Origin of the sequence: Mycobacterium europaeum (assembly GCF_002102155.1) — a bacterium.
GTDB lineage: Bacteria > Actinomycetota > Actinomycetes > Mycobacteriales > Mycobacteriaceae > Mycobacterium > Mycobacterium europaeum.
The window spans coordinates 1-24,229 of record NZ_LQOU01000010.1 but is presented as its reverse complement, the minus strand read 5'-3'; the positions used below and the strand labels follow the sequence as shown (position 1 = coordinate 24,229).

Below are 24,229 nucleotides of genomic sequence, written 5' to 3'. Positions count from 1 at the left end.
AGTGGCGATCGCAACGTGGCGTAGCCGCCCGCTGCGGGTCGCCACCAGCGGACTAGAGGACGTAACGACGGCGAATGCCGTGGAATCGCTCCCACATCGCGGCGGTGCGTTCCGCGGGGCTCACCGTGGCGGTGTCCGCCGGCAGAGTGGGCAGCACGTCGTCGTGCTTGACGACCCGGGTGCTCAGCACGGCGGGTTGACCCTCGAGCATGTGCCGGTAGGTCAGGTTCCCGCACCGAAAGCCCTGGGTGTCGAGCCAGTTGTGCACGCCCGGATCGCGATGAGCCATCACGAGGCGAATGCGACCGTCGGCGTCGGACTTCGTGCGGCTCGGCGTATAGCTCACCGGCCGGTACAGGAAGTCCATGCTGTTGAAGAAGACACCCATATTGGTCAGCATCCACAGCCCGTCGTGGGCATCGAATTCGACGATCAGCGCCTCGTCGTCGCCAAGCTCCCAGTACATGTTGGTAGCCGCCCGGCCACGCTTGTTGTCGGCGTCCGTCGCGCCGACGTGCGGGAACGCGTTGGGGCGATTGGCGTCGACACCGCCGTAGGTGAAGGGAAACTCGGGCCAGTCGGCCATCAGGCCGGTGACGAAGTCACCGGCCCAGCGCATCGCCCCGACCATCTGGTCGGGCGAGGGCAGCGGCTTGGGTGAGTCCATGTCCACCCGCTCGATGCGAAGCTGCGCCGGCCGCTCGTCCCAGCGGTCGAACCCTTGGCGGATGAACAGCTTTCGTGAGCCGGGCGTGGTGGGCAGCCAGTTCGGCCCGCGCTCGGTCCCGCCGATGTAGAGCTCGAATTCTCCGTCGTCGCCGATCTGGAGCTGATGGCCGAGCAGATTGGCTTCCGGCGTGTCGCCGAAGGGCTCGTGCAGCACGCCCGGACCGGGTGTGCGGGGCCCCTGGACCGTGACATTGAAGAACCGTGCGGTGCCGCGGGTGCCGGTGAGCAGGTAGGTCGATTGCCCGTCGATCCACGCCTGCTGGTAGGTGAAGTCGGCGCAGTCGCCGCCGAGCTTGCGGGTCGGGCCGCAGAAGGTGTGCAGCACCGGGTAGCGGGTGTCGTGGGTTTCCAGCGCCAAATCGAAGGCCTGGCCCAGATTTTGGGTGAGAAACCGATATGCATCGACGCGATGCGCGCCCGACGCCGGGTTGGCCTGCTTGAACACTTGCTCGCCCGCCAACTGCAGCCGCGCGCAGAACTCGTTCCAGGCCGACTGCAGCGTCGCGTCGTCGGGACCGTCACCGAAAGCCATACTCACGCACCCAGTCTGTCCAGCATTGCGCCGACTACATCACATGCGCGCCGGGCGGATTGCAGGCGGCCCTCCCGCTCGATGCGGGGACCGATCAGTTCCAGGTCGAAACCATGTGCATAACCGCCGGCGAGCGCTTGCGCGACGAGGGGTTCGATCGGAATCGTGCCGTCGCCGGGAATCGCCCTGCCCGGCAGCGCCCGGTCGCCGAGGACATAGTCGCTCAATTGGATGAGCGCCGTCCGCGGTAGCGCTCGCCGCACCATCGCGTCGAAATCCCCTTCGGCCCAGCAGTGGAACACGTCGATGCACACGCTCAGGTCGCCCATCTCGGCCAGCGCGACGGTGTCTCGCAGCGTGTGCGCGAGGTGCATGTCGGCGTACAGGCTGGATGCATTCTCGATCGCCAGCGCCACGCCGGCCGCCTTGGCGTGCGTTACGCACGGGGTCACCATGGCGCAGAACCGTTCGGCGGCCTGTCCCCAGGTGAGGTCACCGCGCCCGCCGGTGAGCAGGTAGACGGTGCGCGCGCCGACGGCGGCGGCGGCGTCAATCACGGAGGACAGCGCGGCGCGGGCCGCCTGCGGGTCGCTGGACAACGCGCCGCCGGCGAACAGATGGTAGACGGCCTCCACGGCGTAGTCATTGCGCTGCAACACTATTGGAAACTCGGGGTCCAGCAGCTGGCTGTCCAGGATGCTGAGCCGGGACACGCCGAGCGCCGCCCAGTGCGCTTGCATCTCGGCGAGCGAGTCGCCATAAAAGGTGACGTTGTGCACGGACAGACGTTTGTGCGCGCCCGTCATGTCACACCCGGTTCTCGATGGCGACGCCGAATCGTTCTCGGAACGGCCAGAATTCCGCGTGCAGCGCATCGAGGTCTTCGCCGATGTCGATCAGCAGTTGGGTGGAGTACTCGAACTTGCCGTAGCGGTCGCCGCGATTATCGGCCAGGTAGGCGCGCATCGCCGATTCGGCCTCGTCCGTGAGTTCGCGGCCGCAGAACGCGTAGTAGCGGCGTACCGTGCCGATGTGGTCGGCGACGAAGTCGGCGTAGCGGACGTGCAGGATGCGCGGGTCGTCGACCAAGGGATTGCTCATCGTGTTGGCGACGCTGGCGCGGGTCATCTCGAGGTGTTTCTTCGCTTCCGCGTGCAGGTCGATCGGACCGACGATGCCTTCGGCGATGTCGGCCATCATCATGGTGCGCGACGCGGCGACCTGTACGGGGTCGCGGTGCAGCCAGACCATGCGCGCGTCGGGGTAGGCGTCGAAGAGCTCCTTGAGCCGGAAACCGTGAAAGCCCTTCAGTACCCAGTACTTACGCGGTCGATGATATTGCAGCTGTTGCAGCATGGCCTTATGCAGCCGATACTGCGCCGCCGCATCGGTGGCCAGGCCGCCGACCAGCGACTGCATCGGCACGCGCCACCATGCGGTGGGCGTCATCACCCGGAAATCGAACGCCCAGGTGCGCTCGTCTTCGGGCAGGCCATCGCCCAGCATGTCGTTGTAGGGGTGGCTGTGCAGCCACTTGGGCATCTTGGCATTGATCTCGCGCCAGTCGGCGTCGGCCCGCTGCCGGCGGTCGTCGCCGGGACCGGCCAGACCCGGTGGCGGTGACGGATACATCACTTCCCAGAAGCGCAGCGCCCGCGCCAGCGGATCGACGGACATCAGGGCGTGCATAAGCGTTGTCCCCGAACGGGGTTCGCCCGTGACAAACATCGGTCCATCGATTACCTCGGCGGCGATCGGGTAGCGGTTGCGGTCTTCGATGAATTCCAGCCGCGACGTCAACAGCCACCGACACACCTGCGCCGCCTGCCGGTTGCCGTCGGAGTCCATGCCGAGGCCGTTCAGATGGTCGACGGCGACGGTGAAGCGTTGCGGCAACGTGGGATCGCCGTAGTCGCGCAGCCCCGTTTCACTCTCCGCGGAGGCGAGCAGCTGGGCGGCGTCCAGACGTGTTGTCACGCGGGACCCCCGCACAGCCGCATCAGTTCGTCTTCGGCGGCGCGCACGTTGGCCGCCGAAGCCTCGGCGTATCTCAGGCCGGCCATGGCGCCGTAATCCAGGATCTTGGGCACGCGCAGGCCCGCGTCCACGTACGTCTTGACGATCTTGGCGACCGCCGCCGGTGTCCCGTGCGGCACGGCGGCCAGCACCATCTCGGGCCGCGCTTTGTCGAGGAACGCGAGGATACGCTCGCGAGTGAGTACCGCCGGGTCGATGTCCTGAAATCCGCGCCATCCATCGCCCATGGGGTGCTCGAAACCGAAGCCGCGCAACGTCTCCGCCGACACCTGCAGCAGGAACGCCTTCACCAGGGGTGCCTGCAGGATCTCGGCCAGAGCGTCCTCGTCCTCGCCGATCAGGCACACCTGGATGAAGCAGGGTGTGATGGCCAGCGGATCACGCCCTGCGTGTTCCGCGGATGCCCTTACCGAGGAGAGCATTTCGGCATAGTGTTCCGGCGTCCATGCGCCGGCCGGCCACCATCCGTCGGCATGCCGGCCTGCGATGTCCAGCATCCGCGGGCCGCTGGCGCCGATCCAGATCTGCGGCGCCCGGCCTGCGTAGGGTTCGGTGTCCAGTCGGGCGTGGCGCAGCGAGTAGAACTGTCCGTCGAAATCGACCGGGCCGTCGCTCTCCCAGAGCAGCCGGATCACCGTCAGCGCTTCCTCGAAACGGCTGACCGGTCTTGAGAAGTCGAAGCCGTAGGGCAGGGTGTTCTCGCTCTCGCCGCTGCCCAGGCCCAGGATGAAACGGCCCTTGGCGAGGTGGTCGATGGTCAGCGCCGTCTGGGCCAGCATGCTGGGGTGGCGACGCACGGTGTCGACGACGGCGCTGACGATCGGAACGTTCTCGGTCAGGACGGCCGCCGCGGCGGCGACCGCCAGGCCGTCCAGGTGGCGGTGCGGCGAAGGGGATGCGGTGGCCAGGTCGGTGAACTCGGGCGTCCAGATCGAGTCGGGCCAGAAGCTGACAATGTGGTCGGGCAACCAGATCGAGTGATACCTGCCGCTGTCCAACTCCTCGAGCCGGGACAGGTCCAGGGGGAGCGTCGTGCGTAGGAAGGCGGCGGGTTGAACGGTCATCGAGAGATGATGCTAAGCACTCGCACAGCGCCGTGTCGACGAATTGGCCCAACGGCCGCGAACGTAACGCTGCGGCGAATTCCAGCAGTGAAAATCGCCGTGACGTTACGCTCGCGGCTCTGGTGGCCGAAGGGGCTCAGCCCCCGATGATGAACTCCTCGAGCTGCGTGCGCGCGACGTCGTCGGGCAGCTGCTGCGGCGGGCTCTTCATCAGGTACGCCGACGCCGGGATCACCGGGCCGCCGATGCCACGGTCCTTGGCGATCTTGGCCGCGCGCACCGCGTCGATGATGACCCCCGCCGAGTTCGGCGAGTCCCACACCTCGAGCTTGTACTCCAGGTTCAACGGCACGTCGCCGAACGCACGACCCTCGAGGCGCACGTAGGCCCACTTGCGGTCATCCAGCCAGCCGACGTGGTCGGACGGACCGATGTGCACGTCTTTGGTCTTGAACTCGCGCTGCAGGTTGGAGGTGACGGCCTGGGTCTTGGAGATCTTCTTGGACTCCAGCCGCTCACGCTCGAGCATGTTGAGGAAGTCCATGTTGCCGCCCACGTTGAGCTGCATGGTGCGGTCCAGTTGCACACCGCGGTCCTCGAACAGCTTGGCCATCACGCGGTGGGTGATGGTGGCGCCGACCTGGCTCTTGATGTCGTCGCCGACGATCGGCACACCCGCGTCGGCGAACTTCTTGGCCCACACCGGGTCCGAGGCGATGAACACCGGCAGCGCGTTGACGAACGCCACGCCGGCGTCGATGGCGCACTGCGCGTAGAACTTGTCGGCCTCTTCCGAGCCCACGGGCAGGTAGGAGACCAGCACGTCGACGTTGTTCTCCTTGAGCACCTTGACCACGTCGACCGGCTCGGCGTCGGACAGCTCGATGGTGTCGGCGTAGTACTTGCCGATGCCGTCCAAGGTTGGGCCGCGCTGCACCGTCACGTTGGTGGGCGGCACGTCGGCGATCTTGATCGTGTTGTTCTCCGAGGCGAAGATCGCGTCGGACAGGTCGAAGCCGACCTTCTTGGCGTCCACGTCGAAGGCGGCGACGAACTTGACGTCGCGCACGTGGTACTGGCCGAACTTGACGTGCATCAGACCGGGCACGGTGCTGTTCTCGTCGGCGTTCTGGTAGTACTCGACGCCCTGTACCAGCGAAGACGCGCAGTTACCGACGCCGACAATGGCGACTCGTACCTCCGTCGACGCGTTCGGCGCGTTCTGGTCACTCATAGGGCGTTCTCCTAACTCCATAACTCTGTGTCGCAGCTGATGAATTTCGTGCAAGGGGTTTCACGTCTGCTCGGAGAGGCCGGGCATCGCCCGCTCCGCAGCAATGAGCTCGTTGAGCCACTTCACTTCGCGTTCGCTGGACTCGAGCCCCAGTTGGTGAAGTTGGCGGGTGTAACGGTCGAACGAGTTACTGGCCCGCGCCACGGCTTCACGCAGGCCCTCCCGTCGCTCCTCAACCTGCCGGCGCCGGCCTTCCAGGATGCGCATGCGCGCTTCCGCCGGAGTCCGGTTGAAGAACGCCAGGTGGACCCCGAAGCCGTCGTCGGTGTAGTTGTGCGGACCGGTGTCGGCCACCAGCTCACCGAAGCGCCGACGGCCTTCGTCGGTTAGCTGGTAGACGCGCCGGGCACGCCGAACCGGCGTTCCGGCCGGCGCGGCATCCTCGGCGATCAACCCTTCGGCCTGCATCCGCCGGAGGGCCGGGTAGAGCGAACCGTACGAGAACGCGCGGAACGCACCGAGGAGGCCGGTCAGCCGTTTGCGCAACTCGTAGCCATGCATCGGCGATTCGATCAGGAGGCCCAGGATGGCGAGCTCAAGCATCGAATCACCCCCTCTGCGCGGTTGGTTACGACAGTTCGACGCCTCGCGTCATAGTATCGCCCCGATATATTCGCCACAACACCACCGGATGTTCGTCAGCTGTTAGTCAAGACGCGCGGAAGCGAATCGCGATGGTGGGCGGCCGGCTCACCCGGCCGTCAAGAAGGTAAGTTCAGTTGCTTGACGGTGCCGTCACCTGCGAAGACGATGTAGCCACTACCGTAGTCGCTCGAGACATACAGCGACAGCGACAGGGCGCCCGGGGTGGTCGGGTCCGTCGCCGGTTCGATGTTCAGGTACTCGGTCTTGACGTCCGCCGGGTTCATGTGCAGGGTCCGGGGGGCACCACGCATGATGCCGACCGTCGACGTCACGTCGAACTTACTCAGGTCCACCGGCACGGGACCGTCCACGGAGCTCTTGGCCGAGCTGGTCGGGTCGCCCCAGCCACCGCGGTAGGTGTAGGCCAGCACGCGACGATCGTCGGAGGGATCCGGCCGGTCGAGCACGGCGTACGTCGGGTAGATCACCAGCCGGTACCCCGTGGCGTCGCCGAACCGTTTGCGAGTTTGCTCGAGTAGCCCGGTAAGCCCGCCCACCGAATGCAGTTGGGTGGGCGGGGTCAGCACGACGGGGCCCACTCCGTCGGGCTTGGCTCCGGGGTCGCTGGTTAAGTCCAGTGGCGACCGGGTGTTGCCGTACAGGCCCCACCCGATACCGACGCCCAGCAGCACCGACACGACGAAGGCGACGGCGAGCGAGCCCCAGCCGCCCAGCTTCGGCGGCACCCGTGGGCCTTTGACAGCCGGCGTCGGCAGCGCGGAGCTGTCGGTCTGCAGGTCGGTCACCAGGGCCTGCAGGTCGCCGAGGGTGACCGCATTGGTGGCCGCGCTGACCCGTTCCCCGTGTTCCGCCATGGAGAGCTGGCCGTCGTTCAACGCGGTGTCGAGAATGCTGCAGGCGTCTTGCCGGTTGGTGTCCGTCGCGCGGGTGTTCGGTGTCGGCCGCTCGCCGAGCGATGTCCCGAGCCATTTCGCCACGGGGATGATCGTAAAGTCCGGTCCCGGTTCAGGCGGGGAAAGCGGCGGCCCCGTCAACGGCGCGGTCCGCCACGGTTTGGTTGCGTATCGGCGTTCGCCGATCGCGACGTACGCTGGGGGGCGTGCGACTGCAGCGACAAGTGGTGGACTACGCGCTCCGGCGGCGGGCCCTGCTGGCCGAGGTGTACTCGGGCCGCACCGGCGTGTCCGAAGTGTGTGACGCGAACCCTTATCTGCTGCGCGCCGCCAAGTTTCACGGGAAACCGAGCCAGGTCATGTGCCCGATCTGCCGCAAGGAGCAGCTGACGCTGGTGTCATGGGTGTTCGGCGAACATCTGGGCCCGGTCTCGGGCTCGGCGCGCACGGCCGAAGAGTTGGTCCTGCTGGCCACCCGGTTCGAGGAGTTCGCCGTCCACGTGGTGGAGGTATGCCGAACCTGCGAGTGGAATCACCTGGTCAAGTCGTACGTGCTCGGCGCGGCGCGCCCACCCAAGGGCACCAGGAGTACGCGTACGGCGCGTAACGGCGCGCGAACGGCCATTGAATAACGACGGACCCCACCACCAGTCATCCGGCGACGCGGACGGGCCGGCGACTGAGCGTGTGGGCAGACACGGAACCGGCGACCGCCCGCGTGACGCGCAGGCGACGCCCGGTCACCGCCGTGGCGTTCCTCCCGACGACCGGCTGACGACGATCCTGCCGCCGGTCGTCGACGACCGGTCACCCCGGCGGCCCGATCCCAGCATCGACCAGGTCAGGGCCGCAATGGACAGTCCTTCGCCGGCGCCCCCGCAACGGGATGCGCTGGAGGAGGTCAAGGCCGCACTGGACAGCCGGACGCCGCCGCGTCGCGACCGGCCGACCGGGGGAGGGCGCCCGCCGGAAGGCCCACCGCCGCCACCCGGGCGGCGGGGACGACCCGGCGGCCCGGACGGCTTCGGCCCCCGGCGGCGGGGCGACGTGCACTGGACCCAGCAGATCAACTGGTTGTGGGTGCGGCGGGCGGCCTACCTGTCGGCGGCGGTGCTGGTGCTTTTGCCGATCATCACGTTCGCGATGGCGTACTTCATCGTCGACATCCCCAAGCCGGGTGACCTGCGCACCAACCAGGTCTCCACCATCCTGGCCAGCGACGGGTCCGAGATCGCCAAAATCATTCCGCCCGAAGGCAATCGGGTCGACGTCAACATCAACCAGGTTCCGGTGCACGTGCGCCAGGCGGTGATCGCCGCCGAGGACCGCAACTTCTATTCGAACCCGGGTTTCGACTTCAGCGGCTTCGCGCGGGCGGTGGACAACAACCTGTTCGGCAACGGTGACCTGCAGGGCGGCTCGACGATCACCCAGCAATACGTGAAGAACGCGCTGGTGGGGTCTGCTCAGCACGGCCTCAGCGGTCTGATGCGCAAGGCCAAGGAACTCGTCATCGCCACCAAGATGTCGGGGGAGTGGTCGAAAGACGATGTGCTGCAGGCCTACCTGAACATCATCTACTTCGGCCGCGGCGCCTACGGCATCTCCGCCGCCGCCAAGGCGTACTTCAACAAGCCTGTCGAGCAGCTCACCGTCTCGGAGGGGGCGCTGCTGGCGGCGCTGATCCGGCGGCCGTCCGCGCTGGACCCCGCCATCGATCCGCAGGGCGCCCGGGCCCGGTGGAACTGGGTGCTCGACGGCATGGTGGAGACCAAGGCCCTCTCACCCGGCGACCGTGCCGCGCAGGAGTTCCCAGAGACCGTGCCGCCCGACCAGGCGCGGGCCGAGAACCAGACGACGGGGCCCAACGGGCTGATCGAGCGCCAGGTGACCAAAGAATTGATGGAGCTGTTCAACATCGACGAGCGGACCCTGAACACCCAGGGCCTGCAGGTCACCACGACCATCGACCCCAAGGCCCAGCAGGCGGCCGAAAAGGCGGTATCGAAATACCTTGACGGGCAAGACCCCGACATGCGGTCGGCCGTGGTGTCCATCGACCCGCACGACGGGGCGATCCGCGCCTACTACGGCGGCGCGGACGCCAACGGTTTCGACTTCGCGCAGGCCGGGCTGCAGACCGGTTCGTCGTTCAAGGTTTTCGCGCTGGTCGCCGCGCTCGAGCAGGGGATCGGTCTGGGTTACCAGGTCGACAGTTCGCCGCTGACGGTCGACGGCATCAAGATCACCAACGTCGACGGCGAGAGCTGCGGGACATGCAACATCGCCCAAGCGCTCAAGCAATCGTTGAACACCTCCTATTACCGGCTGATGCTCAAGCTCAAGGGCGGACCGCAGGCCGTCGCGGACGCCGCGCACCAGGCCGGCGTCGCGACCAGTTTCCCCGGCGTGGACCACACGTTGTCCGAAGACGGCAAGGGCGGACCGCCCAACAACGGAATCGTGTTGGGGCAGTATCAGACCCGGGTGATCGACATGGCCTCCGCGTACGCCACGCTGGCCGCCTCCGGCGTCTACCACCGGCCGCACTTCGTGCAGAAGGTCGTCAATTCCGACGGCCAGGTGCTTTTCGACGCGAGCAAATCCGAGAACAACGGCGAGCAGCGCATCCCGAAGGCTGTGGCCGACAATGTGACCGCGGCCATGGAGCCGATCGCCAGCTATTCGCGGGGCCACGCCCTGGCCGGCGGCCGGCCATCCGCGGCCAAGACGGGCACCACGCAGCTGGGTGACACCACCGCCGACAAGGATGCCTGGATGGTCGGATACACACCGTCGTTGGCGACGGCGGTGTGGGTGGGCACCGCGAAGGGAGACGCCCCCCTGGTAACCGCTTCGGGCGCACCGGTTTACGGCTCTGGCCTGCCGTCGGACATTTGGAAGTCGACCATGGACGGCGCCCTGAAGGGCACCCCCCAAGAATCCTTCCCCAAGCCGACCGAGATCGGCGGCTACGCGGGCGTCCCGGCGCCGCCGCCCCCGCCGCCGCAGCCATCGGTGACCGTCATTCAGCCCACCGTCGAAGTGGCGCCCGGAATCACCATCCCGATCGGCCCGCCCACGACGGTCACTGTCGGCCCGCCGCCACCCGGTGGGGGCCCCGAGCCGGGCGTCCCGCCGGGCGGGCCGCAAGCCCCGCCCCCCGGCCAGCCGCCACCGTGACCGAGGCTCAGCGGCAGACCGCCACCATTTCCCCGCAGCCGCTGGCCGCCGATCTGCGCAGCGTCGGCAACCGCGACTGTCCTAGCCGCACCGACTCGTTGGGTGCCGCGCTGGCGGAGGTCATCGGGGGGCCGGTGGGCAGGCACGCACTGATCGGCCGCACCCGGGTGATGACGCCGTTGCGGGTCATGTTCCTGGTCGGCCTGGTGTTCCTGGCGCTGGGCTGGTCGACGAAGGCGGCCTGCCTGCAGAGCACCGGCACCGGCACGGGTGACCAGCGGGTGGCGAACTGGGAGAATCAACGCGCCTACTACGAGTTGTGTTATTCCGATACCGTCCCGCTCTACGGCGCGGAGTTGTTGAGCCAGGGCAAGTTTCCGTACAAGTCCAGCTGGATCGAGACCGACGGCAGCGGCACGCCGCAGACGCGCTACGACGGTCGTCCCGCGGTGCGATACATGGAGTATCCGGTGCTGACCGGGATGTACCAGTACGTGTCGATGGCGCTGGCCAAGACCTACACCGCGCTGAGCAAGCTGGCCCCGCTTCCCGTGGTCGCCGAGGTGGTGATGTTCTTCGACGTCGCGGCGTTCGGCCTGGCGCTGGCGTGGCTGGCCACCATCTGGGCCACCGCCGGTCTGGCGGGCCGCCGGATCTGGGATGCGGCCCTGGTGGCCGCCTCGCCGCTGGTGATCTTCCAGATCTTCACCAATTTCGACGCGCTGGCCACGGGATTCGCCATGGCGGGGCTGCTGGCGTGGGCACGGCGCAAACCGGTGCTGGCCGGTGTGCTGATCGGGTTGGGCGCCGCGGCCAAGCTGTATCCGCTCTTGTTCCTGGGCCCGATGGTGATCCTGGCGCTCCGCACCGGTCGCGTTCGCGCGCTGAGCCGCACCGCGGTGGCGGCCGCGGCGACGTGGTTGTTGGTGAATCTGCCCGTCCTGGTGCTGTTTCCGCGGGGGTGGTCGGAATTCTTCCGGCTCAACACCCGCCGCGGCGACGACATGGATTCGGTGTACAACGTGGTGAAGTCGTTCACCGGTTGGCGCGGATTCGATTCCGGGCTCGGGTTCTGGCAGCCGCCCACCGTGCTCAACGCGGTGGTCACGGTGCTGTTTGTAACCGGTTGTGCGGCAATCGCATACATGGCGCTGACCGCCCCGAAGCGGCCGCGGCTGGCGCAGCTCGTGTTCTTGGTGGTGGCGGTTTTCCTGTTGACCAACAAGGTATGGAGCCCGCAGTTCTCCCTGTGGCTGGTGCCCCTGGCGGTGCTGGCTTTGCCGCATCGCCGGATCCTGCTGGCGTGGATGACCATCGACGCGGTGGTGTGGGTGCCGCGGATGTACTACCTGTACGGGAACCCGAACCGGTCGCTGCCGGAGCAGTTCTTCACCACGACCGTGTTGCTGCGCGACGTCGCCGTCATCGCGCTGTGCGCGCTGGTGATCCGCCAGATCTACCGGCCCGACGAGGATTTGGTGCGCTGGGGCGGCCGGGCGGACGACCCGCCGGGCGGCCCCTTCGATCGGGCTGCCGACGCGCCGCCCGGTTGGCTGCCGGACTGGCTGCGACCGTCCGGCGCGCGCCGGACGCCGATCCCCGAAGCCGAGCCCGCCGCGCCATGACGCTCGTGGCCGTCCCGTTGTTTCCCCGGGTGACCGCCCTCGACGCGGTCGGCCCGTACGAAGTGCTGCAACGCGTCCCCTCGATCGAGGTGGTGTTCGTCGGTCACCGCCAGGGCGAGGTGCGTACGGAAAACGGGATGCTCGGGCTGAGCTGCGACGCCAGGTTCGACGAGATCACCTCGCCGGACGTGGTGCTGGTTCCCGGCGGGATCGGCACGCGGCAGCTGATTCACGACGACACCATCCGGGCCTGGCTGCAAGCCGTGCACCCGACTACGACGTTCACCACGTCGGTGTGCACCGGTGCGCTGCTGTTGGCCGCCGCGGGCCTGCTCGACGGGCTCACCGCCACGACGCACTGGCGGGCCGGGGACCTGCTCAACGGCCTGGGCGCGCATTACGTGCCGGACCGGGTCGTCGAGCATCTGCCGCGGCGGATCATCACCGCCGCGGGCGTCTCCAGCGGCATCGACATGGCGTTGCGGCTGGTCGAGCTCCTCGTCGATCGACAGGCGGCGCAGGCCGCCCAGCTGCTCATCGAATACGACCCGCAGCCACCGTTCGACTCGGGTTCCCTCGCGAAGGCCGATCAGCCGACGGTGGACCGGGCCACCGAATACTTGGACGCCCGGCAGTAGCCGGATTGCTCCAGCGCACCGATCCGCCGCGATTTTGGAGGCCACCCCGCCCGTCGGGTAGCCTGGTGCGGTTGCCGACGCAGGCGACCCTCCTGCCACGGATCGACCGTGGCCGTGCAGACCAGAGGAGGTGGTGAGGTTTCCATGCGTCCATACGAAATCATGGTCATTCTTGACCCCACGCTCGACGAGCGCACTGTCGCTCCGTCGTTGGAGACGTTCCTCAACGTCGTCCGCAAAGACGGCGGAACCGTCGAAAAGGTCGACATCTGGGGTAAGCGCCGGCTGGCCTACGAGATCGCCAAGCACGCCGAAGGCATCTATGTTGTCGTCGACCTGAAGGCGGAGCCGGCGACGGTCTCCGAGCTCGACCGCCAGCTGAGCCTCAACGAGTCGGTCTTGCGGACCAAGGTGATGCGGACCGACAAGCACTAACACCCCGTGGCCGAGTCGTGGGCCCACCGTCGGTGGATTTGCGTAGGCTCAGCGAGGACACGTGCCATTCACCGTCGGAGAAGCGAGCAGCAGGGCGGAACGAGGAGGAAATTGTGGCTGGTGACACCACTATCACCGTTGTCGGAAACCTGACCGCCGACCCCGAACTGCGGTTCACCCCGTCCGGTGCCGCCGTCGCGAATTTCACCGTGGCGTCGACGCCCCGGATCTTTGACCGCCAGAGTTCGGAATGGAAAGACGGCGAGGCACTGTTCCTGCGGTGCAACATCTGGCGCGAGGCCGCCGAGAACGTCGCCGAGAGCCTCACCCGTGGCGCGCGAGTGATCGTCACCGGCCGGCTCAAGCAGCGGTCCTTCGAGACGCGCGAAGGCGAGAAGCGCACCGTGGTCGAGGTCGAGGTCGACGAGATCGGGCCCTCGCTGCGGTACGCCACGGCCAAGGTCAATAAGGCCAGCCGCAGCGGCGGCGGTGGCGGGGGTGGCGGCTTCGGCGGCGGCGGCGGGTCCCGGCAGGGATCGGCACCCCCGGCGAGCAGCGCACCCGCCGACGACCCGTGGGGCAGCGCCCCGGCATCCGGGTCCTTCGGCGGCGGCGACGACGAACCGCCCTTCTAAGAGAACTTCAACAGTAAGAACGAAAAGAAAGACAGTCATGGCCAAGTCCAGCAAGCGACGTCCCGCTCCGGAAAAGCCCGTCAAGACGCGAAAGTGTGTCTTCTGCGCGAAGAAGGGCCAAGCGATCGATTACAAGGACACCGCGCTGCTGCGCACCTACATCAGTGAGCGCGGCAAGATTCGTGCGCGTCGCGTCACCGGGAACTGCGTGCAGCACCAACGCGACGTCGCGATCGCGGTGAAGAATGCCCGCGAGGTGGCGCTGCTGCCCTTCACCTCCTCGGCGCGATAACCGCCGACGCTCGAGCGAAAGTACGAAAAGATGAAGCTGATTCTGACGGCCGACGTCGACCATCTCGGTACCGTCGGCGACACGGTCGAGGTCAAGGACGGCTATGGCCGCAACTTCCTGCTCCCGCGCGGTCTGGCGATCGTCGCCTCGCGCGGTGCGCAGAAGCAGGCCGACGAGATCCGCCGCTCCCGCGAGAACAAGGCGGTGCGCGACCTCGGGCACGCCAACGAACTCAAGACGGCGATCGAGGCGCTGGGCCCCGTCCAGCTGCCGGTGCGGACGGCGGCCGACTCCGGAAAGCTGTTCGGCTCGGTGACCTCCGGGGACGTCGTCGCGGCCATCAAGAAGGCCGGCGGGCCGAACCTCGACAAACGAATCGTCCGGCTGCCCAAGTCGCACATCAAGGCCGTCGGCACCCACCCGGTGTCGGTGCACCTGCATCCCGAGGTCGACGTCGAGGTCGCCCTCGAGGTTGTCGCGGAGAGCTAAGCCTCCCACGTTTGCTCTGACCCGGCGGCGGCCGTCATCGGCCGCCGCCGGGTTCAGTTGCGCTGCGCGCATGTTTTCGGGTCCCAGCGCGGGCGGTCGCGGACGCGCGCGCTAGCGAACTATCGCCGCGGGGTGTCCCGGGGACCTCATTTACCCTGCCGTAACGCTACGAAAATATGGCTGAAAGCCAACACGCCCGGCGCAGTAACCTGCGACGACACGCCGTAGAGATTCTTGTCCACACGAAATTCATGCCGTTACATGGCCCTTAACAGCAGCGATGTCAGAGCCCCTTGAATTCATGCACAGGTTCTCCACACCCCACTCAACACGGGTGTTGAAGGATATGCACACACCATGCACAAGTTCATGAACAGCACCCCTTTCACCTCCTAGCCAGCAACGTCTAACGTCGTCCCGTCGCGAGGCGTACGAAGGCTGCGCGGTGAAGGTGTCGGCTCCTTGACTTACGCTGACGAGAGCGGTTTTCGAATGTACGTTCGGGTGCGTGGTAAGGGAGGAGGGATCCATGGCGGTCGTCGATGACCTCGCGTCGGGCATGGATTCGCCGCCGCCGAGTGAGGACTTCGGACGTCAGCCACCGCAGGACCTCGCGGCCGAGCAGGCGGTGCTGGGCGGCATGCTGCTGAGCAAGGACGCCATCGCCGACGTGCTGGAACGGCTGCGGCCCGGTGACTTCTATCGCCCCGCGCACCAGAACGTCTACGACGCGATCCTGGACCTCTATGGCCGCGGCGAGCCGGCCGACGCGGTGACGGTGGCCGCGGAACTGGACCGCCGCGGGATGCTGCGCCGCATCGGCGGTGCGCCCTATCTGCACACGCTGATCTCGACCGTGCCCACCGCCGCCAACGCGGGCTACTACGCCGGCATCGTCGCCGAGAAGGCGCTGCTGCGCCGGCTGGTGGAGGCCGGGACGCGGGTCGTGCAGTACGGCTACGCGGGTGCCGAGGGCGCCGACGTGGCCGAGGTGGTCGATCGCGCGCAGGCGGAGATCTACGACGTGGCCGAGCGGCGGCTGTCGGAGGACTTCGTTCCGCTCGAGGACCTGCTACAGCCGACAATGGACGAGATCGACGCGATTGCCTCGAACGGCGGCATCTCGCGCGGCGTGCCGACCGGATTCACCGAGCTCGACGAGGTGACCAACGGTCTGCACCCCGGACAGATGATCATTGTGGCTGCGAGGCCTGGAGTGGGGAAGGCGCTCGCCTTGGATACGCCGCTGCCCACCCCAACCGGCTGGACGACGATGGGTGACATCGCCGTCGGTGACGAGTTGATCGGCGCCGACGGCCGGCCGACGCGGGTGGTGGCCACCACCGATGTGATGCTGGGCCGGCCCTGCTACGAAGTGGAATTTTCGGACGGGACGGTGATCGTCGCCGATGCCGAGCATCGGTGGCTGACCGAAACACGTGCGTCGCGGAAGTCGGCGCAGGCTGCGGCGGTGGGTTACAACCGCTCCCAGAATCAGCGCACCTTTGCGGCGGTGCGAACGACGGCTGAGATCGCAGGGACCCTGCGCTGTGACACGCTAGACCGGCGACTGAACCACAGCGTGGTGAACGCGCGCGCGCTTGACCTACCCGAGCACGAATTGTTGATCCCGCCATACACTCTCGGTGCCTGGCTCGGGGACGGCACCAGTGCCGCAGCCCAGATCACCACGGCCGATCCTGAACTCATCATGCGGATCGAAGCGGATGGCGTGGTGGGGACACTGCAGGCGCGGCTGCGCACCCTCGGCGTGCTCGGGAACAAGCACATTCCGTTGGAGTACCTGCGGGGTTCCGAGGCACAACGACGGGCGCTGCTCGCCGGGTTGCTTGACACCGACGGAACGGTGACGGCGGGCGGGGCGGTCCAGTTCTCGGTCACCAACCATCGGCTGGCATCCGATGCCGCCGAACTCATCGTCAGCCTCGGCTACCGCTGCCAAACCTCGACCAAGCGCGTCCGTGGCCGTCGGGAGTCGTCCAGCATCGCCTACACCTTGACCTTCTCTACGGACGACGAAGTGTTCGCTTTGCAGCGAAAAGCTATCCTGCACAAGGAGCGTCGAGCCGCCACTGGCACCGTGCGCTCTGGCTCACGCTTCATCGTCGATGTCCGCCGGGTCGAGACAGTTCCGGTGCGGTGCGTCGAAGTGGACAACGACAGCCACCTCTACCTGGCCAGTAGGGCGATGATCCCGACGCACAATTCCACCCTCGGTCTCGATTTCATGCGGTCGTGCTCGATCAAGCACCGGATGGCCAGCGTCATCTTCTCGCTGGAAATGAGCAAGTCCGAGATCGTGATGCGGCTGCTCTCGGCCGAGGCGAAGATCAAGCTCGCCGACATGCGCTCGGGCCGGATGAGCGACGACGACTGGACCCGGCTGGCGCGGCGGATGAGCGAAATCAGCGAGGCGCCCCTGTATATCGACGACTCGCCCAATTTGACGATGATGGAGATCCGCGCCAAGGCGCGCCGGCTCAAGCAGAAAGCCGACTTGAAGCTGGTGGTGGTCGACTACCTGCAGCTGATGACGTCGGGCAAGAAGCATGAGTCGAGGCAGGTGGAGGTGTCCGAATTCTCAAGGCATCTCAAGCTTTTGGCCAAGGAGATCGAGGTCCCCGTGGTCGCGATCAGCCAGCTCAACCGCGGTCCCGAGCAGCGCACCGACAAGAAGCCAATGCTGTCGGACCTTCGGGAATCGGGATCATTGGAGCAAGATGCCGACATGGTGATCCTGCTGAACCGGCCGGACGCCTTCGAGCGCGACGACCCGCGCGGGGGAGAGGCGGATTTCATTCTGGCCAAACACCGCAACGGCCCGACCAAGACCGTCACCGTCGCGCACCAGCTGCACCTATCGCGTTTTGCCAACATGGCGCGGTGATTCGGTGGCGTTTGGGTTGAGTGCTGTGCGAGAAGCGTCGGAGGCGCCTATCGCCAGCGTTCTGCTCACTTTCGCGGATGAATGAAAACCCCTTCTGCTGAAACGGTTACGCCACCGCTGTCGCTGAGTTGTCCAACGGCAAAGGTCTTGACTCCTTCGACGCGGTCGACCCAGGCCTCGGCGCGGAGAGCCTTTCGTAGCGGGGTTCCTCGGTGGTAGCGCAGGGTCAGCGTCCCGGTGTAGGCGGGCCGCCCCGGCTTGTGGGCGGTGGCGCCCAGTACATGGTCCAACACCATCGCGCAGACACCGCCGTGCACGTAACCCGCCGGTCCTTCATAGGCTGCACCGAGGATAAGTTCCGACCAGACGGCTCCGTTTCCCTCATGAATCACGAGTGGGGGAGCCAACGGATTGCGGACTCCAATTACTGCGTTACCCGAAGCTGGGCTCTGCCCGTCGATGCTGACACGTTCGCCGAACGAGCCAGGCATCTGTTCGGTGCTCAGTCGGCCTGTAATAGCGTCGATCTGGGTTGCAATGGAGGCAATCGCGTTGGGCTCCAACTCTGTTCGGATCGTCGCATCGATCAGGTTGCGCACGGAGATGGCCAGTAGCTCGTATGTCGACGATGGGTCAGTCATCGTTAGGCTCAGATCGCCGGTGTCCGCGATGCCGCTGGCAAGGTCTTCGCCCTCACTGACAGCGAACCGCGAGCCGGGACCCCGTCATCACTTAGGCGTGGCACGCCGATCGTTGGCGTTGCGGCGGGCGTGGTGCGCGCCGCGTGCTGTAGAACGGCAGGGACGCTGCGCATGGGATCGACGCCTGCGACTTCGGTGGTCATCGACTAACAGCGTGAGATGATGAGGTAGCGGCCCGGAAGGTGGCGTCCCGTCCAGCGGGCATATCACAGAGGCATCTCGGCTGTGCTGTTAATCTGGCAAAATGGCCGAGCCCAGTGATAAGCAGGTGAAGTCGGTACTTGCCGCCACCAGTTGGGCGTTGCTGGGCATGCTGTCATACGAAGAGGAAGTATCCGGCTACGACCTGAAAAAGTGGATCGACTGGAGCGTTGACCTCTACTACTGGAGCCCGTCGAATAGCCAGATTTATACCGAGCTGAAGAAGCTCCAAAGCTTGGGGCTTGTGACATCACGAATTGAGCGTGACGAGGGCACGCGCAGCCGCCGGCTGTACAAGATCACCGCGGCCGGGTTGGACGCGGTCACCGACTGGACCAACAATGCCCCCGTGGATCCGCCGGTGCTCAAACACAGTGTGCTGATGCGGGTGACGTTCGGCCATCTGACCACTCCCGCTCGGCTCAAGGAGATGTTGCAGGACCACGTCGCCTACGCCGAGGCCAGGCATCGCAAAGCGGTTGAGGACGCCGAAGGCGCCGAGGACGAACCCGCTTGGGCCTACTCGGTGCTGGCGCTGCGGTGGGCCGCCAAGTACTACGCCGCCGAGCGCGAGTTCGCACTGGAATTGATCAAAGACATCGATGCCGCCGACTCGATCATCCAAAAGGCCAAACCCGGTTCCGGAAAGGTCCGCCCCACACCCGGCTACTGGCGCGAGGTGGAAAAGCAGGTCCAATCCAAGCGTCGAGCCGACTAACCGCCGCCGGCGGCGTCGCGAGCGGCGATGTAGCCGTATACCAATCCCTGCGCGATTGTCGCACCCGCGCCGGGATATGTGGCGCCGAACGCGTTGGCGGCGGTGTTACCGATCGCATACAACCCGGTGATGACAGTGCCGTCTTCGCGCAGCACCCGTGCCCGCTCGTCGGCCTTGAGCCCACCGCAGGTACCCAGGTCGCTGAGCACCATTTTCACAGCGTAGAACGGGCCCTTGGTCAGCGGTCGGAGGTTGGGATTCGGTGTTATCGTCGGGTCACCGTAGTAGCGGTCGTAGGCGCTGCGGCCGCGACCGAAATCGGGATCCTCACCGACAGCGGCGTTTTCGTTGAAGCGCGTCATCGTCTGATTGAACTCTGACATCGGAGCGCCGATCCGTGCGCCGAGTTCGCGCAGGCTGTCGGCGCGCACCGCGATGCCCGCGTCATACCAGGTCTGTGGAATGGGCATCCGCGGAAACAGTTCGGCGCCAAAGACATAGCTGTTGCGGTATTGCCGATCGAAGATGATCCACATCGCTTCTACCGGTTGCCCGGACTGCTCGAGTTCGAGCAATCGCTGACCGAACGACATGTAGTCGGCCGACTCGTTGGCGAATCGATGCCCGTTTTGATTGACGATCAGGCAGCCCGGAAGTGATCGCTCGGCGAGCATGACCGCGGGCGCCTTGCCCGGCAGCGGGGCGATCGCGGGAAACCACCAAGCCTGGTCCATCAGATCGATGTCTGCACCCAGTTCTTGGGCGACGCGGATCCCCTCGCCGGTATTGGAGTCGGCGCCCAGGCTGACGTTGGGGTCGAGTGCCTCGGACTGAAATTTCCAGCGCATCTCCATGCAGTGGTCAAAGCCGCCGGTGGCCAGCACCACCCCGTGCCGGGCCGTGATGGTCACTTTGCGGCGACCGTGGCCGACAACCGCCCCGCTGACGCGGTCGTCGTCGCCGACCAGGCGCAGCAAGGTGGTGTCGGTCCACACCGGGATCTGAGCCCGCAACACACCGGCGAAGAGGGCTGCGGCCAGGGCTTGCCCGCCCGCGGCATAGTGCCGGCCAAGCAGGCGACCACCCAGACCCTGGGCCACTCGCTTCGCCAGAGTCGGAATTCCCTTGCGCGGCACCCGCGCCACCAGATTGAGCCAACGGTAGTCCGCGCCCGTTGTCGGGATGGATAAGCCGGACTCCATGACCCCGGGCCGGAGCCGGCTGCGGTATTCGCCCAGGACGGCAGTGTCTAGGGGCCGGCACTCGCAGGTACGCCCGGCTGCGCTGCCACCGGGCTCTTCGGGGTGGTAGTCGGAGTAGTCCCGGGCCCAGAACAGCCGCATCGGAGTCGTTCGCTCTAGCAGCTCGACGGTCGCGGAGAGATGTGTCAAAAATCCCGCGAAACGCGGAGGTGGGGCTGAGCCCGCAACCACGGAGTCAAGATAGGTGGCGGCGCGCTCGGCGGTGTCGTTGGCACCGGCCCGCTGCAGCACCGGGCCCGCGGGCAGCCACAGCGCGCCACCGGAACGTGCGGTCGAACCACCCACGTGCGAGGACTTTTCGACAATCAGCACGGAGAGCCCCCGGTCGTGGGCGGCGAGTGCTGCGGCCATGCCGGTTCCCGAACCGATCACGAGTAGGTCCACCGTCGTGTCGGACACGGGAAGTCCAGCAGGAATCGTCGTGCTGTGCGTTGTCACGCCTGGGAACGGTAAGCGGCCGGGCTGCTTAGCGGGAAGAGGCGTCCTGATCAGTGGAACACGTGCCCTCCACCTGCCGGTCAGTCGGGGTTGAATGGCGCCCATGAATTCGCAGTCCGAAGCCGGCGAAGTTCGGCTGATCGAGGCAGATGCTGCGCCAACTCGATTCGCCCGCGGCTGGCATTGCCTGGGTCTGATCAAAGACTTCAGTGACGGCAAGCCGCACGCGATCAATGCTTTCGGCCAGAAGCTGGTGGTGTTTCGCGGCGGTGATGGGCAGGTCAATGTCCTCGACGGCTACTGCCGCCACATGGGCGGCGACCTGTCGCAGGGTGAGGTCAAGGGCAACGAGGTGGCGTGCCCGTTCCATGACTGGCGCTGGGGTGGTGACGGACGCTGCAAGCTGGTGCCCTACAGCAAGCGGACACCCAAGCTGGCCCGCACGCAAGCGTGGACCACCCTGCAGCAGGACGGCATGTTGTTTGTGTGGAACGATCCCGAGCGCAAACCGCCCCCACCTGAGGTCAGGATCCCACGCATCGAAGGCGCTACCAGCGACGAGTGGACCGAGTGGCACTGGTACACCACCGTCGTGAACACCAACTGCCGTGAGATCATCGACAACGTCGTGGACATGGCCCACTTCTTCTATATTCACGGGTCCCTGCCGACTCATTTCAAGAACATCTTCGAAGGGCACGTGGCTACCCAGTACATGAACAGTGCGGGCAGGCCCGACCTGGGCGCCGCGGAAGGTCCTCAGTTGCTTGGCACGACATCGGTGGCGTCATACTATGGACCGTCTTTTATGGTCGACGACCTGACTTATCACTACGAGGATGGTGACCACCACACCGTCTTGATCAATTGCCACTACCCGGTTGACGCGAATTCCTTTGTGTTGCAGTACGGCATCATCGTCAAGAAATCGGAGGCGCTGCCCGATGACGCCGCGGTGCAGATTGCGGTCGCCCTGGGGGACTTCGTCAAACTCGGTTTCGAACAAGATGTGCAGATCTGGCGGCACAAGGCGCGCATCGACAACCCGCTCTTGGTCGAAGAAGACGGCCCGGTTTACCAACTGCGACGCTGGTATGAGCAGTTCTACGTCGATATTGCCGATGTTCAACCGGATATGGTGGACCGCTTCGAGTTTGAGCTCGACACCACCCGCCCGTACGAGGCCTGGATGAAAGAGGTCGAGGCCAATATCGCTGCGCAGGCGACCGCCAAAGACCCGGTGTGATGACGTTGGGTTCGCTTGTGAGAGAGGATGAGCGCCTCGCCGACATGCCCATGATGGCCGTGGCATGCCGGCGCTGCGGAGCGCGAGTGCAGGTTCGTAAAAGCAGCTGGAGTCAGACGAGCGTGCAGTGGACCGCCCCGGCCTTGGCCCGTTGTCAGGAGCGTTCCGCCGCTGCCCAACTAGCGCCATATGGACGGTGTGATCTCTTCCTGTCATGCTCGGCTCTTACCGAGTCGATCACGGATGCCGTGCGTACCGGGACGCTTCGGATCGTCGATCCAAGCGGCGGAACTCCGGCATGACGGCCAAAAAGGTTGGAACTTAAGTGGCCGGCAGCGCGTGGGTGGATACGCGGTCAATCCACTGAGCTGCATCGTCGTCGATTGCGCGACACCGTGGACTTGTTAGGTGATGAGCCCCTGCGAGCCGATCGCTGTCGAGCGAGTGTTGTGTGTGTCGAGTTGGTTTGGAGCGGATTGAGTCTCCGGTCGTGTCACACGGACCGTTCGTGGTCGGGCTTGGCCGGGCCCCGCAGCTCTCGGCCAGGGATCCGCGGCCACGCCACTTCCTAGGTCGATGACACCGGCATGATGGGGATCTTCTTCATCGCGCTGGCCCGCGGATCAGGGGCGGCCGCGGCGGCCTTATGGTTCGCTTCACCGCGCGTGTACGTCCACACGCAGAAGGGTTCTCCTTGGGCAAACTTGAAATCCTTTGGCGGCAAGTTGATGTCGAGTTTGCACCCAGGAAAGAACGGAGCTGAGATCCGCTGCTCGAAAGTGCAGTTCATCCAGGCCCTTGCCGGCGGGTAGAGGCCTTCGTCGGTGTACTTCTGTAGCACTTCGCACCGACGCATGTTGAGCACCACGTGATCGGGGTTGTACACGATGTACTCACCGCCGTACCCGAGCGTGCCATCGATGCTCAGGCAGGCCAACTTGAGAAAGTCCACGACGTGCACCGGCTCGATCTTGAACACTCTGGCCAGCTTCGGGTATTGGTAATCGATGATGAGTTGGTACATGTCGGGAAGCCCGAGCCAGACCTCCTCCTCAGGGATGATCTTGGTCCACTGGTCGATGAAATAGTTGTGCCCTTTGAGGTACTGGTCCCAATAGGTTTTGATCAGACGTATCAGGGCCGGCTTGGTCAGGTCCTCAGTCTGCACATCAAAAGGAATCGCTTGGTATTGCGCATTTTTCCAGTCCCAACCCGGCGGGGCGATGTAGCGCCCCATCGGCATCACTTGGCGCATCCCCGCCCGCGACAGCTCCGCGGCGACGTCCATGGCGGCGCTAACGCCAACCTTCTCCGAATAGATCTTGACATGGGCGTAGGGCATGAAGTTCAAGACGTCTTCGAACACTCGCGCGAGGCCCAGGAGGAAATCGCGCGAAAAGTCTTGAACGTTGCCGACCTTCCCCATGAAGTCATGGGTGTAGTCGTCATAGTTGAGTTCGTCGGTTTCAGCGGTCATGGGGGCTTCTCCTCAGTGGGCTCGGCTGGTGTCGAGACATCGTTGGCTGCGTGGTTCGGTCCTCTTGGGGACAGGTCAACGCATACCGGTCAACGGGCCACTGCTTGTGCAGCACGTCATCACGGCGTCGTGGCAGATCACGACATAAATGGCAGAATCTGACATTCCTCAGGCTAGTCCGCAGAGGCGTGCGTCACCGTCGCGATCCCGCTCAGCGGGATGCCGTCGCAGGTGGAGTACATGAGTCGGGGATTTTCGCGGTTAGGATCGACGTGCCGCTCGTGTGGCGAGGAAGTGAGGTAAGGCTGGTGAGCAGTCCGGCGGCGCACGCGGAGCGTCGCGCCGACGACCTTCGAATGCACATCGCGCTGGCTGCCCGCGACACGTTTCTCGCCGACGGGTCGACCTCGGCGACCGTCGAGCGGATCTGCGAAGCGGTGGGCATTGCGCCGCGGACGTTTCACCGTTACTTCCCGGTCAAAGAAGACGTCGTTATGCCGCTATTCCGGGAATTCGGCAGGCTCAGCATCCAGATTTTAAGTGACGCAGCACCGGACAGCGACGCCGTCGAGGTCCTCGTTGCGGCATTTAGCACCGAAGTTCCCCGGCGGGGCCGGATGGAGATCGATCGCAGGTTCATGGCGATGATGATCAGCGATCCCCAATATCGATTACGGTGGCTGGACTGGGGACAAGACCTTGTCGGTGCCATCACCGAGTTCCTTGCCGTCCGGTTCGATCTAAGCGATGTGAAACGCCCTGACTCTGTCGGAGGCTCGGGTTATTGGATTCCGACCAGGGGTTGGTCGGTCCGTTGTGCATCGTA

General features: G+C 65.7%; 22 protein-coding genes. 12 read left to right on the top strand and 10 right to left on the bottom strand.

All coding sequences use genetic code 11. The features are described from left to right. Positions 1–52 precede the first annotated feature (52 nt). The 7 genes from AWC03_RS04175 to AWC03_RS04145 all read right to left on the bottom strand — a co-directional run bounded on the left by AWC03_RS04175 (position 53) and on the right by AWC03_RS04145 (position 7,239). Positions 53–1,261, bottom strand: coding sequence for a DUF1214 domain-containing protein (locus AWC03_RS04175; RefSeq protein WP_085239266.1), 1,209 nt, complete (start codon positions 1,259–1,261; stop codon positions 53–55). A 2-nt stretch (positions 1,262–1,263) separates the two neighbouring features. Then, positions 1,264–2,067, bottom strand: coding sequence for a sugar phosphate isomerase/epimerase family protein (locus AWC03_RS04170; protein WP_085239265.1), 804 nt, complete (start codon positions 2,065–2,067; stop codon positions 1,264–1,266). Between the two features lies 1 nt (position 2,068). Further along, the gene (locus tag AWC03_RS04165) at positions 2,069–3,238 is read right to left on the bottom strand and encodes a sulfotransferase family protein (protein WP_085239499.1); all 1,170 of its coding nucleotides are present in this window, start codon (positions 3,236–3,238) and stop codon (positions 2,069–2,071) included. Further along, positions 3,235–4,362 (bottom strand): LLM class flavin-dependent oxidoreductase, encoded by a 1,128-nt coding sequence (locus AWC03_RS04160; protein ID WP_085239264.1) that lies wholly within the window; start codon positions 4,360–4,362, stop codon positions 3,235–3,237. The genes AWC03_RS04165 and AWC03_RS04160 overlap by 4 nt, the downstream gene beginning before the upstream one ends. A 136-nt stretch (positions 4,363–4,498) precedes the next feature. Then, the gene (locus tag AWC03_RS04155; RefSeq protein WP_085239263.1) at positions 4,499–5,596 is read right to left on the bottom strand and encodes an inositol-3-phosphate synthase; all 1,098 of its coding nucleotides are present in this window, start codon (positions 5,594–5,596) and stop codon (positions 4,499–4,501) included. Positions 5,597–5,656: 60 nt separating this feature from the next. Continuing rightward, a complete protein-coding gene (locus AWC03_RS04150) occupies positions 5,657–6,199 on the bottom strand; it encodes a PadR family transcriptional regulator (RefSeq protein WP_055399552.1) in 543 nt (180 codons plus the stop codon). 158 nt (positions 6,200–6,357) lie between these two features. After that, the gene (locus tag AWC03_RS04145) at positions 6,358–7,239 is read right to left on the bottom strand and encodes a DUF1707 SHOCT-like domain-containing protein (protein WP_085239262.1); all 882 of its coding nucleotides are present in this window, start codon (positions 7,237–7,239) and stop codon (positions 6,358–6,360) included. Between the two features lie 122 nt (positions 7,240–7,361). On the opposite strand from AWC03_RS04145, the gene AWC03_RS04140 reads away from it, so the two are divergent. The 9 genes from AWC03_RS04140 to dnaB all read left to right on the top strand — a co-directional run bounded on the left by AWC03_RS04140 (position 7,362) and on the right by dnaB (position 17,360). Then, positions 7,362–7,787, top strand: coding sequence for a DUF5318 family protein (locus AWC03_RS04140; RefSeq protein ID WP_085239261.1), 426 nt, complete (start codon positions 7,362–7,364; stop codon positions 7,785–7,787). A gap of 55 nt (positions 7,788–7,842) precedes the next feature. Then, a complete protein-coding gene (locus AWC03_RS04135; RefSeq protein ID WP_085239260.1) occupies positions 7,843–10,338 on the top strand; it encodes a transglycosylase domain-containing protein in 2,496 nt (831 codons plus the stop codon). Next, the gene (locus AWC03_RS04130) at positions 10,335–11,963 is read left to right on the top strand and encodes a glycosyltransferase family 87 protein (RefSeq protein WP_085239259.1); all 1,629 of its coding nucleotides are present in this window, start codon (positions 10,335–10,337) and stop codon (positions 11,961–11,963) included. Before AWC03_RS04135 ends, AWC03_RS04130 begins: the two co-directional genes overlap by 4 nt. After that, positions 11,960–12,601: a DJ-1/PfpI family protein gene (locus AWC03_RS04125; protein WP_085239498.1), complete on the top strand. Its 642-nt coding sequence runs from the start codon at positions 11,960–11,962 to the stop codon at positions 12,599–12,601. Before AWC03_RS04130 ends, AWC03_RS04125 begins: the two co-directional genes overlap by 4 nt. Before the next feature lie 144 nt (positions 12,602–12,745). Next, on the top strand, positions 12,746–13,036 hold the full coding sequence (gene rpsF, locus AWC03_RS04120; protein WP_067007424.1) for a 30S ribosomal protein S6: 291 nt from the start codon (positions 12,746–12,748) through the stop codon (positions 13,034–13,036). A 113-nt stretch (positions 13,037–13,149) separates the two neighbouring features. Beyond that, a complete protein-coding gene (locus AWC03_RS04115) occupies positions 13,150–13,671 on the top strand; it encodes a single-stranded DNA-binding protein (RefSeq protein WP_085239258.1) in 522 nt (173 codons plus the stop codon). Between the two features lie 37 nt (positions 13,672–13,708). Further along, complete coding sequence (rpsR, locus tag AWC03_RS04110) at positions 13,709–13,963, top strand: 30S ribosomal protein S18 (RefSeq protein WP_085239257.1); 255 nt, start codon at positions 13,709–13,711, stop codon at positions 13,961–13,963. A 30-nt stretch (positions 13,964–13,993) separates the two neighbouring features. Continuing rightward, complete coding sequence (gene rplI / locus AWC03_RS04105) at positions 13,994–14,452, top strand: 50S ribosomal protein L9 (RefSeq protein WP_007166948.1); 459 nt, start codon at positions 13,994–13,996, stop codon at positions 14,450–14,452. A 529-nt stretch (positions 14,453–14,981) separates the two neighbouring features. Then, positions 14,982–17,360 (top strand): replicative DNA helicase, encoded by a 2,379-nt coding sequence (dnaB, locus tag AWC03_RS04095; protein WP_085239256.1) that lies wholly within the window; start codon positions 14,982–14,984, stop codon positions 17,358–17,360. A 65-nt stretch (positions 17,361–17,425) separates the two neighbouring features. Here dnaB and AWC03_RS04090 read toward each other — a convergent pair whose 3' ends face one another. Continuing rightward, positions 17,426–18,001 carry a PaaI family thioesterase gene (locus tag AWC03_RS04090; RefSeq protein WP_085239255.1) on the bottom strand — a complete coding sequence of 192 codons (576 nt, stop codon included), beginning with the start codon at positions 17,999–18,001 and terminating at the stop codon, positions 17,426–17,428. Positions 18,002–18,305: 304 nt separating this feature from the next. Between AWC03_RS04090 and AWC03_RS04085 the strand changes: the two genes are divergently transcribed. Next, positions 18,306–18,980, top strand: coding sequence for a PadR family transcriptional regulator (locus AWC03_RS04085; RefSeq protein WP_085239254.1), 675 nt, complete (start codon positions 18,306–18,308; stop codon positions 18,978–18,980). Here AWC03_RS04085 and AWC03_RS04080 read toward each other — a convergent pair. Beyond that, positions 18,977–20,680, bottom strand: a complete 1,704-nt coding sequence (locus AWC03_RS04080) for a 3-ketosteroid-delta-1-dehydrogenase (protein ID WP_211279205.1) — start codon at positions 20,678–20,680, stop codon at positions 18,977–18,979. The genes AWC03_RS04085 and AWC03_RS04080 overlap by 4 nt on opposite strands. Before the next feature lie 103 nt (positions 20,681–20,783). Here AWC03_RS04080 and AWC03_RS04075 point away from each other — a divergent pair, with 103 nt between their 5' ends. Beyond that, on the top strand, positions 20,784–21,926 hold the full coding sequence (locus AWC03_RS04075) for a 3-ketosteroid-9-alpha-monooxygenase, oxygenase component (RefSeq protein WP_085239252.1): 1,143 nt from the start codon (positions 20,784–20,786) through the stop codon (positions 21,924–21,926). 568 nt (positions 21,927–22,494) lie between these two features. Here the strand turns inward: AWC03_RS04075 and AWC03_RS04065 are convergent. Then, entirely contained in the window at positions 22,495–23,403 is a 909-nt protein-coding gene (locus tag AWC03_RS04065; protein WP_085239251.1) for a hypothetical protein, read from the bottom strand. A gap of 356 nt (positions 23,404–23,759) precedes the next feature. On the opposite strand from AWC03_RS04065, the gene AWC03_RS04060 reads away from it, so the two are divergent. Then, positions 23,760–24,229, top strand: a 470-nt coding sequence (locus tag AWC03_RS04060) for a TetR/AcrR family transcriptional regulator (protein WP_142278319.1), incomplete at its 3' end; no start/stop codon positions are given.